Here is a 17751-nt window from a genome sequence, read left to right on the forward strand (position 1 = left end):
CTACGAGCTGCGTCGATTGGTGCGTCGATAATTGGAGGAGGTTCAGTGGAACCTGATCTCGCCGCCGCCTATGGCCGGTGCCGTGAGCTGCACAAACGCCACGGCCGCACCTACTATCTCGCCACCCGCCTGCTCCCCGCCTGGAAACGACGGCACGTGCACGCCCTCTACGGGTTCACCCGGTACGCGGACGAGATCGTGGACCGCACCGAGGACCTGCCCCAGGCCGAGCGGGCCGCTCTGCTGGACCACTGGGCCGGGCAGTTCATGGCCGGCCTGCACGGGGCACCGGTCGATGACCCGCTGCTGCCGGCCGTGCTGCACACGATCGCGGTCTTCGATCTCGACCGGGACGACTTCGCGTCGTTTCTGAAAAGCATGGCGATGGACCTCACCGTCACCGCGTACCCGACCTACGACCACCTGCTCGACTACATGGAGGGCTCGGCAGCGGTCATCGGCACCATGATGCTGCCGATCCTGGGCAGCTCCGACCCGGCGGCGGCCCGGGAGCCGGCCCGGCAACTCGGCTTCGCCTTCCAGCTCACCAACTTCATCCGGGATGTCGCCGAGGACCTCGACCGGGGCCGCACCTACCTGCCGGACGAGGACCTGGCGAAGTTCGGGGTCACCCGCGAGGACCTGGCCGAGGCCCGCGCGCGAGGCCGCGGTACGCCGCGCATCCGCGAGTTGATCGAGTACGAGGTGACCCGCGCCCAGGCGCACTACGCCGCCGCCGCACCCGGTGTCACCATGCTGGCGCCCGCCTCGCAGGCCTGCATGCGCACCGCGTACGCGCTCTACGGCGGCATCCTCGACGAGGTGGCCGCGCAAGGTTACGACGTCTTCGTCCGGCGGGCCGTGGTGCCGCAGCGGCGACGGATGGCGGTGGCCGCGCGGGCCCTGCTCAGCTCGACCGGTACGCCGGTCGTCATCCCCGGGCCGAGGATCCACCCGCAGAGCCGATGACCGCCCTTCAGAGCACCGAGTGCAGGACGTCGGCCAGCTCGTTGACGCGGTCGTGTTCGTCCAACCGGGCCGTGGCGTACGCGCAGGCGTACCCGCGTTCCGGGTCGGCCCACGCGCCGCTGCCGCCGACACCGCCCATGCCCCAGCTGCCGTCCGGCTCCCGCTGCATGCCCAGCGTCCACTGGGCCGGACGGTCCAGCACCAGGTCCGGCCCGTCGTACTGGACCCGGGTCGTCTCCGCGATCAGGTCCGGGCTGAACAGCCGGACGCCGTCCAGGATGCCGCCGGCCAGCAGACCGGCGTAGAGCCGGGCCAGCCCGGACGCGGTGGCGTGCAGATTGACCGCCGGCATCTCGGCGCCCCGCCACAGCGGGCTGTTCACCACGGCCAGGTCCAGGCCACCGGCCGGGTTGCCCATCGCGCGCGCCCGCAGCGAGCCCGGCTCGCCGAGCTTCCGACTCGGCCACTGCGGGTCGCCGTAGCGCAGGTCCGCGCAGCGCCGCTGGTCCGCCTCGGTCAGCCCGAAGCCGAGGTCGAGCTGCCACCGGTCGGCGATCTCCTCGGCCAGGAACCGACCCACCGACCTACCGTCGACCCGCCGGACCAGCTCGCCCACCAGATGCCCGTACGTCCAGGCGTGTTCCCCGGCGACCGAGCCCGGCGACCACTCGGGGTCGGCGGCGGCCAGGTCGCCGGTGAGCAGCGCCCAGTCGGCGACCGCGATGGCTGGCCGGGGCACCGGGAAAGCCGGAAGCCCGGCGGTGTGCGACAGCACCTGACGCACGGTGGCGGGGGTGCGGAACTCCGGCCAGTACCGGTCCACCGGCGCGTCGAGATCGACCTTGTCCCGGTCGACGAGCATCAGCAGGCAGAGCGCGGCCACCGGTTTGCCGACCGAGTAGACGTTCACCAGCGTGTCCGGCCGCCACGGCTCGCCGCCCGGTCCAGGGTCGGTGCGGGAGCCGCCGATCAGGTCCACGACCGGCTGCCCGTCGTACCAGATGGTCAGGCCGGCACCTGTCTCCCGCCCGGCGGTGAACAGATCGTGGAAGCAGTCCCGGACGGGAGCGAAGCGTGCGTCCATCCGGTCACGGTAAGCGTCCGGGCCGGTGAGCGCGTCGACTTTTCATCGGCCCTGGTGGTCGGGGCGGTGTCGCTGGGGGATGCTGTTCGGTGTGGCGGAGCCGGAGCTGGTGGATGTGGTCGTGGTCGGGCTCGGGGTTGGCGGCGAGGAGGTGGCCGAACGGCTCGCCGAGGCCGGCCTGAGCGTCGTTGGCGTCGAACGGAATCTCGTCGGCGGGGAGTGCCCGTACTGGGGTTGCATCCCGAGCAAGATGATGATCAGAGCGGCCAACGCGCTCGCCGAGGCTCGCCGGGTCGACGGGCTCGCCGGGGCCGCGCAGGTCCAACCGGACTGGGCGCCGGTGGCCAAGCGGATCCGCGAGGAAGCCACCGACACCTGGGACGACACGGTCGCGGCCGAGCGGTTCATCGGCAAGGGCGGCCGGCTCGTGCGGGGCAGCGGCCGGCTCGACGGTCCGCGCCGGGTTCGCGTCGGCGACCAGGTGTTCGAGGCCCGACACGGCGTGGTGCTGGGCACCGGCACCCGCCCGTCGGTGCCGCCGATCGACGGGCTGGCGGACACCCCGTACTGGACCAACCACCAGGCGATCGAGGTCGAGGAGTTGCCCGATTCGCTGCTCGTGCTCGGTGGCGGTGCGATCGGTCTGGAGTTGGCGCAGGTCTTCGTCCGCTTCGGGGTCCGGGTCACCGTGGTCGAGGCGCTCGACCGGGTGCTGGCCGTCGAGGAACCCGAGGCGTCCGAGGTGGCCGCCGCGGCGCTGCGCGCCGACGGCGTGGAGATTCACACCGGGGTACGCGCCGAACGGGTCGAGCACGACGGGACCAGGTTCACCCTGCACGGTGGTGGCGGCGTGGAGTTCACCGCCGACCGGCTGCTGGTGGTGACCGGGCGCAAGGCCAAGCTGGCCGAGCTGGGTCTGGACACGATCGGCCTGGACACCAACCAGCGGTACCTGCCGGTGGACGACCGTCTGCACGTCACGGAGCACGTCTGGGCGGTCGGTGACCTGACCGGCGAGGGTGCCTTCACCCACATCGCCATGTACCAGGCGGGGATCGTGATCGCCGACATCCTGGCTCGCGCCCGGCAAGCGACGGCCGGGGCGGACGCCAGCGGCACCGCCAGCGTGGTCGGCGGGGCGATGGGCGCGTCCAGCTCGTTGGCCGCCAGCGGGTCGAGCGGGTCCGCCGGCACCGTCCCGCGCGCCGACTACCGCGCGCTGCCCCGGGTGACCTTCACCGATCCCGAGATCGGCGCGGTCGGGCTCACCGAGCGGCAGGCCCGCGAACGCGGCATCAACGTGCAGGTGGGTTTCACCAAGCTCGGCAGCTCGACCCGAGGTTGGATCCACCGGGTCGGCGACGGCGATTTCATCAAGGTCGTCGCGGACGCCGACCAGGGGGTGCTGGTCGGCGCGACGTCGGTCGGCCCGGCCGGCGGCGAGGTGCTGTCCGCGCTGGTGGTGGCGGTGCACGCGGCGGTGCCGCTGAGCCAGCTCCGGCACATGATCTACGCGTACCCGACCTTCCACCGGGCCATCGGCGACGCCCTCCGCGACCTGTCCTGACGAGTGCTCCGCGCCCCGCGCTGCGGCGCCCCGCGCCGGGCCTCGTTTTCACAGCGGGCTGAGCAGGTGAGGTGCGGTACAGAGCCTCGCTGGGTCCGCGGGGTCGAGGACCCAGTTGTCCGCCCTTTGCTCTGCACCCGCGGAGGCACCAGCTACAGACCGTGAGTGTCGCCTCCGCGGGTGCAGAGCAAAGGGTGCGAGGGAGACCATGGGCACCCGGACGGGTGGCGCATGGTGCGGCGACGGAGACCATGGGCACCCGGACGGGTGGCGCATGGTGCGGCGAGGGCGCAGGTGCGGGCCGTTCAGGCCGGGCGGCGGGCCACCAGGACGTCGCGCATGATCGACTGATCCACCCGGTGCCGCAACGCGCGGTAGGGCTGATCTGACTCCAGCGCCACCTCCGGGATGGGTGAGCGCGGCAATTTGGTGGGCGAAGGGAAGAATGAGGCAGCCGGCCAGCAAATGGTGCGCAGTTCGCTGTTCATTTCTTTCATAGCCGTGACGTACGATTGCGGCCGTGACCAAGCGGTTGACTGAAGTTGCCAAGAAGGCGGGCGTCAGCGAGGCCACCGTCAGCCGGGTGCTCAACGGCCGGGACGGCGTCTCCGAGGCGACCCGGACCGCCGTGCTGACCGCGCTTGACGTGCTCGGTTACGAGCGGCCGACCAAGCTGCGCGGCGAACGGGCCCGGCTGGTCGGGCTGGTGCTGCCCGAGTTGCAGAACCCGATCTTCCCGGCGTTGGCCGAGGTCGTCACCGGCACTCTGGCCCAGCGCGGCTACACCCCGGCGCTGTGCGCGCGGACCATCGGTGGCGTGTCCGAGATGGACTACGTGGAGATGCTCCTCGACCACCAGGTCTCCGGAGTGATCTTCGCCGGTGGCTCGTACGCGCTCGCCGACGCCAAACACGACCACTACCGTCGGCTGACCGACCGAGGGCTGCCGGTGGTGCTGGTCAACGCGGGTGTGGACGAGTTGGGTTTCCCCCGGGTGTCCACCGACGACGCGGTGGCGGTGGAGCAGGCGTACGGGCACCTGCGCTCGCTCGGGCACGAGCGGATCGGGATGGTGCTCGGCCCGGAGGGGCACGTGCCGTCCCGACGCAAGCTCGACGCGATGATCCAGGCGGCGGGCTGGGACGAGGGCGACGCTGAGTGCGTCGAGCGCTCCAGCTTCTCGATGGAGGGGGCGCGGGTCGCCGCGACCAAGCTGGTCGAGCGGGGCGTGACCGGCATCATCTGCGCCAGCGACGTGCTGGCGCTGGGCACGATCCGGGCGGCCCGGCGGTTGGGGCGTTCGGTGCCGACCGACGTGTCGGTCGTGGGTTACGACGACTCCGCCTTCATGACGTGCACCGATCCGCCGTTGACCACGGTGCGGCAGCCGATCGAGACGATGGGGCAGGCCGCCGTGGATCTGCTGGTCACCCAGATCGAGGGTGCCGGCGTCCTCCAGGACGAGTTGCTGTTCGAGCCGGAGTTGGTGGTGCGGGGCTCGACCGCGCCCGCCCCCGGCCGCTAGGGGCCACAACCGCACGACGCTTCGGCCGTCGACCGCTTCTCGCGGTCGGCGGCCGTTTTCGTCGTTGCTCGCCGCGGTCGGCACCGACCGGGTTGAGTGACCGGGCATAAGGCGTCAATATCCAGCAAACCGGGTCACTTTCAGGGTCTTGCCAACATCTGTCGTAATCACGTCGTGTCCTTTCGGCACAAGGTCGATACCTTGCTGAAATGGGTCGGCCTCGCTACAGTGACTCCACTCACACCTGGCTCCGACGCAGCTACTGGGCGTCAGGTCGTATCACCGCAGATCAGCGAAGGTCATTGGAGACACCCGTTCCCGAAGGGATGGACAGATGTCCGTACCGCAATACCGAAAGGCTGCGGCGGTCGCGCTCGTGGCCGGCCTGGGGCTCAGCCTCACGGCGTGCTCCACGAAGAGCGACGACAGCGACTCGACCGCAGGCGGCAAGGTCACCATCACGGTCGACTGCCAGCCGGTCGGCGCCCAGAAGGAGCTGCTGAAGAACTGGAACGACGACGTCGCCGAGTTCCAGAAGCAGAACCCGGACATCACCATCAAGAGCGTCAGCGTCGGCGAGCAGTGCAACAACCCGCCGGACTTCACCGCCCGCCTCGCCGGCGGCACGGTGACCGACGTGTTCTACGGGTACATGACCGATCTCCAGCAGGTGCTCGACTCCGGTCAGGCGATGGACATCGGCCAGTACGCCAACAAGGACACGATCCCGACCTGGGACAGCGTCGACCCCGCGCTCAAGGAGGTCTTCACCGACGCCGGCAAGCTCTACGCCGTCCCGGTGAAGAACTACTCGATGGGCCTGGTCTACAACAAGGTCCTGTTCCAGCAGGCGGGGCTGGACGTGAACAACCCGCCCAAGACCTGGGCCGAGGTCCGGGACGCCGCCAAGAAGATCTCCGCGCTCGGCAACGGCATCGCCGGCTACTCGGAGTACAGCGCCGGCAACACCGGTGGCTGGCACTTCACCTCCCTGCTCTACTCGCAGGGCGGTCGGGTGCTGACCGAGGACGGCAAGAAGGCCGACTTCAACAACGCCATGGGCAAGCAGGTCCTGCAGAACCTCAAGGACATGCGGTACGGCGACAACAGCATGGGTGCCCGTCAGCTGCTCCAGTGGGGTGACCTGCTGACGAACGCCGGCGCGGGCAAGGTCGGCATGTTCATCGGCGCGCCGGACGCCACCCAGGCGATCGTCAGCCAGTTCCAGGGCAAGTTCCAGGACTGGGCGATGGCCCCGCTGCCCGGCCAGGACGGCGCGGCGAAGGGGACGCTCGGTGGTGGCGAAGGCTACTTCTTCAAGAAGGACCTCACTCCCGAGCAGGTCAAGGCCGGTCTGAAGTGGATCGCCTACCAGAAGCTCACCCCGGGCAAGGGTCAGTTCGACTACGTCCGGGCCAAGCCGCAGAACTACCCGGTGGGTCTGCCCCAGCCGCTGCTCTTCGCCAACGGCAGTGACGCCCAGAAGCAGGAGCTGGAGCTGCGCAAGGCGAACGCGAACGTCGACACGTCGAACTTCGCGCTCTTCGAGGCGACCCCGGTCCCGATCAAGGGTGAGCCGCGCAACGCCCAGGCCATCTACGCGGTGCTCGACGCCGCGATGTCCGGTGTGCTGACCAACCCGAACTCCAACATCGACGCCCTGCTCAAGACCGCCGAGGAGAAGGTCAACCAGCTCCTCACCGCCGAGAGCTGACCGACCGGGGTGGGGGCCGGTACGCCGAGCCGGCCCCCACCCCGTTCGCACCGCGTCGTCGACGTCACCGACTCACCCAGGAGTTGCCTTGGCGATCACCACCGTCCCGGAGACCCCCAGGAAACCGGGCCGCCCGCCGTCGCCGTACTCGACGAGGCCGCAGCGCACGAGCCTCGGCCGCAAGGTACGGGACAACCTCACCGGTCACGCCTTCCTGATCGGTGCGGTGCTCTGCTTCGTCGTCTTCTCCTGGTACCCGATGATCCGCGGCATCGTGATGAGCTTCCAGCGCACCCGGCGTGGCGAGACCACCTGGGTGGGCTGGGACAACTACTCCCGCATCATCGCCGACCCGAGCTTCTGGACGGCCTGGCAGAACACGTTCTACTTCACCGTGCTCGCGCTCGCCCTCGGCTACGTGGTGCCCTTCTTCGTGGCGGTGTTGCTCAACGAGTTCCGCCACGGCAAGGGTTACCTGCGGATCCTCGTGTACCTGCCGGTGATGCTGCCGCCGGCGTCCGCGCTGTTCCTCTTCAAGTTCTACGCGTACGACCCCAGCGAGGCGGGGCTGTTCAACGCGATCCTCAAGGCGCTGCACCTGCCCACCTCGCAGTGGATGCAGTCGCCCGAGATGACCATGCCGGCCATGGTGGTGGCGTCGACCTGGATGAACATGGGCGGCGCGGTGCTGATCTACCTGGCGTCGTTGCAGAACATTCCCGGCGAGCTCTACGAGGCCGCTGAGTTGGACGGGGCCGGGATCTGGCGGCGGATCGTGCACGTGACCATCCCGCAGACCCGGCTGATCCTCGCGCTCCTGGCGATGTTGCAGATCGTCGCCACCATGCAGCTCTTCATCGAGCCGCTGATCCTCGCCAACGGTGCGGGCGCGGAGGACTCCGCGACCTCGGTGGCGTACCTCATCTACCAGCACGGGTTCTTCCAGAACGACCTCAACGGCGCCGCCGCACTGGGCGTGATCATGCTCGTGGTGCTGGCCGGCTTCTCCGCCGTGTACGTGCGACTGACTGCGAAACAGGACTAGGACGGCGAGGAATGGCACAGGATTCCGGAACCCGGACCCTCATCTCCCAGACCCAGATCAGCCGGGGGCGCGGCCGGGTCGTCTACTGGACGCTGCTGGTCGTCGTCGTGGTGGGTTTCACGCTCGTCTTCCTCGGGCCGCTCTACTGGATGGTCACCGGCGCGCTGAAGTCCGGCCAGGAGATCGCGCAGACCCCACCCTCGCTGTTCCCGAAGGATCCGCAGCCGCAGAACTACATCGACGCGTGGAACAACCTGGCCCTCGCCAAGCTGCTGTTCAACACGTTCTACTACGCCATCGGTGCGGTGCTGTTCCAACTCGTCCTCGACACCGCGGCCGCGTACTCGTTGTCCAAGCTTCGGCCGATCTTCGGCAACGCGATCCTCGCCCTGATGCTCGGAACCCTGATGATCCCGGCGATGGTCCTCATCGTTCCGCAGTACGTGACCGTGATCGACCTGCCGATCGTGCACATCAACCTGCTGGACTCACCGTTCGCGATCTGGTTGCCCCTGGTCGCCAACGCGTTCAACATCTTCCTGTTGAAGCGGTTCTTCGACTCGATCCCCGAGGAGTTGATGGCCGCCGCCCTCATGGACGGGGCGACGTCACTGCGCACCCTCTGGTCGATCATCCTGCCGCTGTCGCGGCCCATCCTCGGCGTAGTCTCGATCTTCGCCGTGACCACGGTCTGGAAGGACTTCCTCTGGCCCAAGCTGGTCATGCCCTCACCCGAGACCCGGACGGTCAGCGTCGGCATCTACGCCTTCGCCGGCGGCACACCGATGAACGTCGTGATCGCCGCGTCGGTCATCGCCGCGATCCCGACCGTCATCATCTTCCTGATCTTCCAACGGAACATCATGTCCGGTCTGACCACGGGCAGCATCAAGGGATAGCCACCAGCGCATCCTCCCGCGCGGCGAACAACGACCGTTCGCCCGACACATGACCAGGTCCGGCGAACCCGCCGACGTACTGACGCAGAAAGCAGGTGCTCGTGTCCACAGCTGACAGAAGTCCGTGGTGGCGGGGAGCCGTGATCTACCAGGTGTATCCCCGGAGCTTCGCCGACGGCAACGGCGACGGCATCGGTGACATCGCCGGCATCCGGTCCCGGCTCAACCACCTGTCCGCGCTCGGCGTCGACGCGATCTGGTTCAGTCCCTGGTACCCCTCGCCGATGGCGGACGCCGGCTACGACGTCTCCGACTACCGTGACATCGACCCGGTCTTCGGCAGCCTGGCCGAGGTGGAGGCGCTGATCGCCGAGGCGCACGCACTGGGCATCCGGACCATCGTCGACGTGGTGCCGAACCACTGCTCCGACGCGCACCCCTGGTTCCAGGCCGCGCTCGCCGGCGGGCCCGGCGCACCCGAGCGGGACCTGTTCTGGTTCCGACCCGGCCGGGGCCCCAACGGTGACGAACGGCCCACCGACTGGATCGGCGAGTTCGGCGGCGAGACCTGGACCCGCACCACCAATCCGGACGGGACCCCCGGCGACTGGTACCTGCACCTGTTCGCCCCGCAGCAGCCGGACTTCAACTGGGACCACCCCCGGGTGCGGCAGGAGTTCGAGGACATCCTGCGGTTCTGGTTCGACCGGGGGGTGGACGGCATCCGGATCGACTCGGCCGGATTGCTGGTCAAGGACGGGACGCTGCCCGAGGTCCGCGAGGACGAGCCGCACCCGTTCCACGACCTCGACGGGGTGCACGAGATCTACCGGGGCTGGCGTCGGGTCGCCGACGAGTACGCCGACCGCGCGCTGATCGGTGAGGTGTGGCTGCCGGACCGGCAGCGGTTCGCCAACTACCTGCGCCCGGACGAGTTGCACGCGGCGTTCAACTTCGACTTCCTCGGTTGCGCCTGGGACGCCACGGCGCTGCGGGAGAGCATCGACGGGACGCTCAGCGCGCACGCGCCGGTCAACGCGCCGGCCACCTGGGTCCTGTCGAACCACGACGTGACCCGGCACGTCACCCGCTACGGTCGGGCGGACACCCGGTTCAGCTTCGCCGCCAAGCGCGAGGGGATCCCCACCGACCTGGAGTTGGGCACCCGCCGGGCCCGCGCCGCCGCGCTGCTGTCCCTGTCGCTGCCCGGTGCCACCTACATCTACCAGGGCGAGGAGCTGGGCCTCTACGAGGTCGAGGACATCCCGTACGCGCTGCGTCAGGACCCGATGTGGGAACGGTCCGGCCGGATCGACCCGGGGCGGGATGGCTGCCGCGTACCGCTGCCGTGGGCCGGGGACGAGCCGCCGTTCGAGTTCAGCCCCAAGGGTGCGGCCGCGCCCTGGCTCCCGCAGCCGGCGGACTGGAAGGACCGCACGGCCCAGGCGCAGACCGGCGACTCGGCCTCGATGCTGGAGCTGTACCGGTCGGCGATCCAGGCCCGGCGGGCCGAGCCGGCGCTCGGTGACGGTGAGCTGACCTGGTTGCCCGCCCCGGACGGGGTGCTCGCGTTCAGCCGTGGCGGTGGCTTCACCTGCCTGGTCAACCTCTCCGCCGGGCCGGTGCCGATGCCGGCCCAGGGGGAGTTGCTGCTCGCCAGCGGGCCGCTCGACGACGGACTGCTGCCGTCCGACACCGCAGTCTGGCTGCGTACCCCCGATGTGGCGGACGGGCCTGTCCTGACCTGACCGTCGTGGTGCCGGCGGTCCCGTCCCGCCGCCGGCACCACCACCCACCAGCCCCCACCTGCCGGGGGAGGAAGGAGAACCGAGGGGCAACGTGTCACGCGACGGCGTACCCCCTGCACCCGTCGCCGGGCAACGCACCGCACCCACCCCCGAAAGAGGTGTAGCGACCCCATGTCAAGAAACCACACGAGACCAGACACTTCGCCGACCGGCGGCCCCGTCCCCCGGGCCACCCACCATCGCCCGGCCCGCCGGTTGCTCGCCGGCGCGCTCGCCGGAATGCTCCTCGCCACCGCCCCGGTCGTCACCCCCACGGCCAGCGCGGCACCGGCGGTCGACCCGGTCGCCGCCGCCGCGCGCGTGGCCATGCTCGCCGGGCTCTCCGCCACCATGACGGCCAGCAGCCACAACCAGAACTACGTGGCGGGCAACGCCAACGACGGCAACGCGTCGACCTACTGGGAGAGCGCCAACAACGCCTTCCCGCAGTGGATCCAGGCGGACCTGGGCGCCACGGTCAACGTGGACCGGGTGGTGCTGAAGCTGCCGCCCTCGTCGGACTGGCAGACCCGTACGCAGACGCTGTCGGTGCTCGGCTCGACCAACGGCTCGTCCTTCACCACGCTGAAGGCGTCCGCCGGCTACACGTTCAACCCGAGCAGCGGCAACACCGCGACGGTCAGCTTCACCGCCGCCAGCACCCGCTACGTCCGCGTGCAGGTCACCGCGAACACCGGTTGGCCGGCCGCGCAGTTCTCCGAGGTCGAGGTGTACGGCGCCACCGGCAGCACCGACACCCAGGCACCCAGCGTCCCGGGCAACCTGGCCTACACCCAGCCGGCCAGCGGGCAGATCCGGCTCACCTGGTCGGCGTCGACCGACAACGTCGGGGTGACCGGCTACGACATCTACGCCAACGGCGCGTTGCGCGGCAGCGTCAGCGGCTCGACGCTCACGTACACCGACAGCCAGCCGGACAGCGCCACGGTGTCGTACCACGTCCGGGCGAGGGACGCGGCCGGCAACCAGTCGGCGAACAGCAACACCGTGACCCGGACCGGCACCGGCAACCCGCCCACCGGCAGCAACCTGGCCGTCGGTAAGCCGATCACCGCCTCCGGGTTCGTGCACACGTTCGTGGCCACCAACGCCAACGACAACAACGTGGCCACCTACTGGGAGGGCAACGGCAACCCGAGCACGCTGACCGTGCAGCTCGGCGCGAACGCCACCCTCAGTCAGGTTGTGCTGAAGCTCAACCCGGACCCGGTCTGGGGCACGCGGACCCAGAACATCACCGTGCTCGGTCGGGACCAGGGCTCGTCGAGCTTCACCACCCTGGTCGGCGCGGCGAACTACACCTTCAACCCGGGCAGCGGCAACACGGTGACCATCCCGGTCTCTGGCGCGGCGGCCGACGTCCGGCTCTCGATCGCCTCGAACACCGGTGCCCCGGCCGGGCAGGTGGCCGAGTTCCAGATCTTCGGCACCCCCGCGCCGAACCCGGACCTGACCGTGACCGGCATGTCGTTCAGCCCGTCCGCGCCCGTGGAGACCAGCACCATCACGCTCTCCGCGACCGTGCGTAACGCGGGTTCGGCGGCCTCCGGCGCGACAGGAGTCAACTTCTACCTGGGCGCCACCCGGGTCGGCACGGCCTCGGTCGGCGGCCTCGCGGCCGGTGCCTCGACCACGGTCAGCGCCAGCATCGGCACCCGCGACTCGGGCAGCTACCCGCTCAGCGCGAAGGTCGACGAGTCGAACACCGTCGTCGAGTCCGACGACACCAACAACAGCTACACCAACCCCAGCCCGCTGGTGGTCGGCGCGGTGGCCAGCTCCGACCTGGTCGCCTCCGCGGTCGACTGGTCACCGGGCAACCCGCCGCCCGGCAGCACGGTCACGTTCTCGGTGTCGATCCGCAACGCCGGCAACCAGGCGTCCGCGTCCGGTGCGCACGGCATCACCCTGACCGTCCTCAACGAGTCCGGCACCGTGGTCCGTACGCTGACCGGCTCGTACTCCGGGGTGATCAACGCGGGTGCGACGGTCGGCCCGGTCAACCTGGGCACCTGGACCGCCGCGAACGGCAAGTACACCGTCCGGGTGGTGCTCGCCGTGGACGGCAACGAACTGCCGGTCAAGCAGACCAACAACACCACCGACCGGCCGCTCTTCGTGGGGCGCGGCGCCAACCTCGGGTACGACATGTACGAGGCCGAGGACGGCACGACCGGCGGCGGTGCCGGGCAGGTCGGGCCGAACCGGGACATCGGCAACCTCGGCGGTGAGGCGTCCGGACGGCGGGCGGTGACCCTGAACACCACCGGCGCGTACGTCGAGTGGACCACCCGGGCGGCGACCAACACCCTGGTCACCCGCTTCTCCATCCCCGACTCGGCGGGTGGCGGAGGCATCGACTCGACGCTGAACATCTACGTCAACGGCACCCTGCACAAGCCGATCAACCTGACCTCCAAGCACATCTGGTTGTACGGCTCGGAGGCCAGCCCGAGTGACTCGCCGAGCGCCGGCCCGCCCCGCCACCTGTACGACGAGGCGAACGTGATGCTGAACTCGACCATTCCGGCCGGCAGCACGATCCGTTTGCAGAAGGACCCGGCGAACACCACCACGTACGCGATCGACTTCATCAACCTGGAGCTGGTCGCACCGCGTGCCAACCCGGACCCGGCCCGTTACCGGGTGCCGTCCGGCTTCAGCCACCAGGACGTGCAGAACGCGCTGGACGCGGTCCGGATGGACACCACCGGCAACCTGGTCGGCGTCTACCTGCCGGCCGGCACGTACGAGACCGCGCAGAAGTTCCAGGTGTACGGCAAGCCGGTAACGGTTGTCGGCGCGGGCATGTGGTACACCCGCTTCCAGACGCCGACCGGTCAACAGAACACCGACGCGGGCTTCCGGGTGGAGTCCTCGGCCAGCGGGTCGTCCTTCTCGCACCTGGCGTTCTTCGGCAACTACACCAACCGGATCGACGGGCCGGGCAAGGTCTGGGGTGAGCTGAAGGACGTCGACAACATGACGCTGGACAGCGTCTGGGTCGAGCACACCGTCTGTGCGTACTGGGGGGTGAGCGTCAGCGGGCTGACCATCCGCAACAGCCGCTTCCGCAACACCTTCGCCGACGCCGTGAACCTTACCAACGGCAGCACCAACAACCTGGTCACCAACTCCGAGGGCCGGTCGAACGGCGATGACGCGTTCGCCCTCTTCTCGGCGACCGACCAGGGCGCGTCGGTCGGCAACAACGGCAACGTGTTCGAGAACCTGACGGCCACGCTGACCTGGCGGGCCGCCGGTTTGGCGGTCTACGGCGGCTACAACAACATCTTCCGCAACCTGTACATCGCGGACATGTTGACGTACTCGGGCATCACCATCAGCTCGTTGGACTTCGGTTACCCGTTCATCGGGTTCGGGGCCAGCCCGCCGACCCAGTTCCAGAACATCTCGCTGATCCGGGCGGGCGGGCATTTCTGGGGCTCCCAGACCTTCCCGGCGATCTGGGTCTTCTCCGCCTCGAAGGAGTTCCGGGGCATCCGGGTGTCCGACGTGGACATCGTCGACCCGACGTACACCGGGATCATGTTCCAGACCAAGTACAACGGGTCGCAGCCGGAGAACCCGATCACCGACACGGTCTTCACCAACATCTCGATCAGTGGCGTCCGTAAGAGCGGTGACGCGTACGACGCGAAGTCCGGCTTCGCGGTCTGGGCCAACGAGATGCCGGAACCCGGTCAGGGCCCGGCGGTCGGCTCGGTCACCTTCAACAACCTGCGGTTGACCAACAACTACCAGGACATCCGCAACACCACGACAACCTTCACCATCAACCGCAACTGAGCTAGCGCCTGGTCGACGCCGTCGGGAGGGTCCCCTCTTCCGGCGGCGTCGTGCCGTGCCGGCCCGCACCTGCGGCGAACCGGGCCGCGCCGGCCACCGCGTCCGTGGCCAGCGAGTTCATCCCGTACGCCAACTCGGTCGCCAGCGCCTCCGGCTCGGGCCGTCCCGCGCCGGCCAGCAGCGCCGCCCGGTCGTTGCGCAGGCAGGTCTGCGGGTGCCGGGCGATCTCGGCCGCCAACTCCTCGGCCGCCGCCCGCGCCTGGCCGGGTGGCACCAACCGGTTGACCAACCCCATCGTGTACGCCTCGTCCGCCGACACCGGGCGGCCGGTGAGGATCAGGTCCATGGCCCGGCTCTCCCCGATCAACCGGGGCAGCCGGACGGTACCGCCGTCGATCAACGGCACTCCCCAGCGGCGGCAGAACACCCCGAGTGTCGCGTCGGACTCGGCGATCCGCAGGTCACACCAGAGCGCCAGTTCGAGCCCGCCGGCGACCGCGTACCCGGAGATCGCCGCGATCACCGGTTTGCTGAGCACCATCCGGGTCGGACCCATCGGCCCGTCCCCCTCCGGCTCGACCCGGTTGCCGCTCGGCGTGCCGATCGCCTTGAGGTCGGCGCCGGCGCAGAACGTGCCACCGGCACCCCAGAGCACGGCCACCGCCGCGTCCGGGTCGGCCTCGAAGGCCCGAAAGACGTCGGCCAGCGCCCGCGCCGTCGGCCCGTCGACGGCGTTGCGCGCGGCCGGCCGGTCGAGGACCACCGTGGTAACCGCCCCGGCCCGTTCCACCCGCACACCCATCCCGCCAGCATGCCCGCCCCACCCCACCCCGACAATCCCCGTCGATCTTGCAGCCGTGGGCCGGCCCGGGGCAGGTTTGTCTCCACCGACCGGTTTGCGACGCCGATCGCCGGGAAGTCGGTACTCGTGCGAGCGTTTCTGACGAAAGTTGAGCAGGACTCCCGGCTGGACCGCGCGGGTGACCGGTTGCAGAAGGTGGTCCTGGGCACGCTGCGTCCGCGCCGGCTGCGCGACCTGCTGCACGGGGTGACCCTCGGTCATCCGCTGCACCCGGCGATGGTGCAGGTGCCGGTCGGCGCGTGGATCAGCGCCGCCGTCCTGGACCTCATGCCCGGGCAGCGCCGGCCCGCCACCGTGCTGGTCGGGCTGGGCACCGTCAGCGCGGTGCCGGCGGCGATCGCCGGTCTGAACGACTGGGCGGCACTGTCCCGGGACCAGCGCCGGGTCGGCCTCGTGCACGCCGCCGCGAACACCGTCGGCGTGGCGCTCTACGCCGGCTCGTTGGCCGCGCGGCTGTCCGGCCGACACGCGATGGGCCGTGCCCTCGGGCTCTTCGGACTCTCCACCGTGAGTCTCGGGGCGTACATCGGGGGTCACCTGGCGTACAAGCAGGGGGCGCAGGTCAACCAGAGCGTCTCCGAGCTGCACCGGATGACCGACGGCTGGCACTCGCTGGCCGACATGGCGACGTTGCCGCAACGCACCCTGATCACCCGAGAGGTGGACGACGACATCTCGGTGATCCTCTACCGCCACGGTGACGAGGTGACGGTGATGTTGGAGCGTTGCCCGCATCAGAGTGGGCCGCTCGGTGAGGGCGAGGTGCGGGAGATCGACGGCCACGCCTGCGTCGTCTGCCCGTGGCACGGCAGCGCGTTCCGACTCAACGGCGGCGAGGTCGTGCAGGGGCCGTCCGGCAACGACCAGCAGATCCTGCCCACCCGGATCCAGAACGGCGTGCTCCAGACCCGCCTGCCCTGACCGCCTGCCCTGACCGCCCGCCCGGTAACGCTCCGTGGCGACCCCGGAGGCAATGACACGCTCGACGTTGATGCCTGTGGGTCATCTTGATGACTCACAGGCATCAACGCTTCCCGAGGAATTGCTTCCGCTGCGGCCGGGTGACCAGACCGTCGCCGTGTGCTGGCCGGCCGCCGTCACCGCGGACAGGCGGCACACCACCGCACCAGACGCGGAGCCTGAACAGGGCCAGCCGTGCGACAGCGTCGCGCCGGTCGATCGCCTCAGCTGCGTCGGTGGCGGCCGACCGGCGGTCCGTCCGGTACGGAGTCCAAGCCGTGCCCACCGTTGAACAGCCCGCCTTCCGCGCCGCCGCCGACCCAGCCGTCGTCGCCACTCCACTCGCCAGGGCTGTCGGTACCCATTCCGCCGCCGACCGGTGCCGCGCCGCCGCCCGGTGCCGCGCCGCCGCCCGGTGCCGCGCCGCCGCCCGGTGCCGCGCCGCCGACCGGTGTCGCGCCGCCGACCGGTGTCGAGGGGCCCTCGATGGCCGCCGCCCGGCTGGCAGCCCACGCGGCCCCGCTCCCGGCCAGCCGGGGAGCGCCGGCTGCGGTGGCCGGTCGGCGGCGCAGCCCCAGGACCGCGCCGATCTGCGCGCCGACGATGCTCGCCACCGCCAGTACGGCGGAGACCGCCAGCGGCCGGTTCACCCGATCGGCCGCACCGACCCGGGCCGCACCGACAGTCATCGCCGGTGGCTGGCCCGCTGACTCCGTACCGCTGGGTGGTGCCGGGGCCACCCGCGGCGGTGCGGCAGGTTCGGGCGCCGGCCGGGGTGCGGGCGGCTTCGGCGCTGCGGGCCGGTCGACGAGCCGGCCGGTGGCGTGCCGCCGGGCCCCCTGGTCGGTGGCCTCCGAGGGGAGTCGGAGCAGTTGACCAGGGCGGATCCGGTCCGGGTCGTCGAGCTTGTTCAGCTTGGCGAGCTGTCGGTAGTCGCCGAACTCGTCCAGGTACCGCTCGGCCACCTCCCCGAGGTAGTCGCCCCGCGCCACCCGGTACACCGGAGCGGCCGTGTCCGGCGTCGTCGTCACCCGGGGTGGGGCGGCCATCGTGGTGGCGACCGGTGCGCTCGGACTCGCGTACGCCGGGGCACCGTAGATCGCCGCGGCGCTGGCGGCGGCCGGGCTGGCGACCAGGATCAGCGCGACCGAACCGACCAGCGCGGCGGCGGCCCTCTGCTGGCGGCCCATCCCGGGCAGCTTCGGCGCCGGCCGGCGCAGCATCTGCGCGCCCAACTCGACGAGGACGGAGAGGGCGAACGTGGCCCAGCCGAACCAACCGGCCACCGCCAGTGCCCGCAGGAAGAGCTGACCGTCGTCCCGGCTGGTCAGCGCGGTGCCCACCGCGCTGATGGTGGGGAGGTGATCGGGGAGGGGGTTGCCGGCGAAGGCGAGCAGCGCGATCGGCGCGCCGAGCAGCAGCACCAGGAGCACGGCCAGCGCGCCGATGCCGGTGAGGATCCGTCCGGTCCGCCGTACGACGGACCCACCCGATAGGGGCATGGCTGC

12 protein-coding genes and 1 pseudogene are annotated in these 17751 nt (G+C 70.3%); 9 read left to right on the forward strand and 4 right to left on the reverse strand.

The window, feature by feature from the left end:
- Nucleotides 1-45 precede the first annotated feature (45 nt).
- The gene (locus tag EV382_RS26385) at nucleotides 46-969 is read left to right on the forward strand and encodes a phytoene/squalene synthase family protein (RefSeq protein WP_130406191.1); all 924 of its coding nucleotides are present in this window, start codon (nucleotides 46-48) and stop codon (nucleotides 967-969) included.
- A 7-nt stretch (nucleotides 970-976) separates the two neighbouring features.
- Here EV382_RS26385 and EV382_RS26390 read toward each other — a convergent pair whose 3' ends face one another.
- The gene (locus tag EV382_RS26390; RefSeq protein ID WP_130406193.1) at nucleotides 977-2053 is read right to left on the reverse strand and encodes a serine hydrolase domain-containing protein; all 1077 of its coding nucleotides are present in this window, start codon (nucleotides 2051-2053) and stop codon (nucleotides 977-979) included.
- A gap of 79 nt (nucleotides 2054-2132) precedes the next feature.
- Here EV382_RS26390 and EV382_RS26395 point away from each other — a divergent pair, with 79 nt between their 5' ends.
- Nucleotides 2133-3620 carry a dihydrolipoyl dehydrogenase family protein gene (locus EV382_RS26395; protein WP_130406195.1) on the forward strand — a complete coding sequence of 496 codons (1488 nt, stop codon included), beginning with the start codon at nucleotides 2133-2135 and terminating at the stop codon, nucleotides 3618-3620.
- Nucleotides 3621-3925: 305 nt separating this feature from the next.
- On the opposite strand, the gene EV382_RS26400 is transcribed toward EV382_RS26395, so the two are convergent.
- Nucleotides 3926-4108 carry a hypothetical protein gene (locus EV382_RS26400; RefSeq protein WP_130406197.1) on the reverse strand — a complete coding sequence of 61 codons (183 nt, stop codon included), beginning with the start codon at nucleotides 4106-4108 and terminating at the stop codon, nucleotides 3926-3928.
- A 32-nt stretch (nucleotides 4109-4140) separates the two neighbouring features.
- Here EV382_RS26400 and EV382_RS26405 point away from each other — a divergent pair, with 32 nt between their 5' ends.
- The 6 genes from EV382_RS26405 (at nucleotide 4141) to EV382_RS26430 (ending at nucleotide 14421) form a co-directional block, all read left to right on the forward strand.
- Complete coding sequence (locus EV382_RS26405; RefSeq protein ID WP_130406199.1) at nucleotides 4141-5145, forward strand: LacI family DNA-binding transcriptional regulator; 1005 nt, start codon at nucleotides 4141-4143, stop codon at nucleotides 5143-5145.
- 334 nt (nucleotides 5146-5479) lie between these two features.
- Nucleotides 5480-6859: an ABC transporter substrate-binding protein gene (locus EV382_RS26410; protein ID WP_130406201.1), complete on the forward strand. Its 1380-nt coding sequence runs from the start codon at nucleotides 5480-5482 to the stop codon at nucleotides 6857-6859.
- An 88-nt stretch (nucleotides 6860-6947) separates the two neighbouring features.
- On the forward strand, nucleotides 6948-7904 hold the full coding sequence (locus EV382_RS26415) for a carbohydrate ABC transporter permease (protein ID WP_130406203.1): 957 nt from the start codon (nucleotides 6948-6950) through the stop codon (nucleotides 7902-7904).
- Nucleotides 7905-7915: 11 nt separating this feature from the next.
- Entirely contained in the window at nucleotides 7916-8803 is an 888-nt protein-coding gene (locus EV382_RS26420; protein WP_130406205.1) for a carbohydrate ABC transporter permease, read from the forward strand.
- A 101-nt stretch (nucleotides 8804-8904) separates the two neighbouring features.
- Nucleotides 8905-10551 (forward strand): glycoside hydrolase family 13 protein, encoded by a 1647-nt coding sequence (locus EV382_RS26425; RefSeq protein WP_130406207.1) that lies wholly within the window; start codon nucleotides 8905-8907, stop codon nucleotides 10549-10551.
- Nucleotides 10552-10722: 171 nt separating this feature from the next.
- Entirely contained in the window at nucleotides 10723-14421 is a 3699-nt protein-coding gene (locus tag EV382_RS26430; protein ID WP_244236818.1) for a discoidin domain-containing protein, read from the forward strand.
- 1 nt (nucleotide 14422) lies between these two features.
- Here EV382_RS26430 and EV382_RS26435 read toward each other — a convergent pair whose 3' ends face one another.
- On the reverse strand, nucleotides 14423-15223 hold the full coding sequence (locus EV382_RS26435) for a crotonase/enoyl-CoA hydratase family protein (RefSeq protein ID WP_130406209.1): 801 nt from the start codon (nucleotides 15221-15223) through the stop codon (nucleotides 14423-14425).
- Between the two features lie 126 nt (nucleotides 15224-15349).
- Between EV382_RS26435 and EV382_RS26440 the strand changes: the two genes are divergently transcribed.
- Entirely contained in the window at nucleotides 15350-16204 is an 855-nt protein-coding gene (locus EV382_RS26440; protein WP_130406211.1) for a Rieske (2Fe-2S) protein, read from the forward strand.
- Nucleotides 16205-16691: 487 nt separating this feature from the next.
- On the opposite strand, the pseudogene EV382_RS26445 reads toward EV382_RS26440, so the two are convergent.
- Nucleotides 16692-17745, reverse strand: a pseudogene (locus tag EV382_RS26445) (LysM peptidoglycan-binding domain-containing protein); the annotation flags it as partial.
- Nucleotides 17746-17751 lie beyond the last annotated feature (6 nt).

Origin of the sequence: Micromonospora violae (assembly GCF_004217135.1) — a bacterium.
Taxonomy (GTDB): domain Bacteria; phylum Actinomycetota; class Actinomycetes; order Mycobacteriales; family Micromonosporaceae; genus Micromonospora; species Micromonospora violae.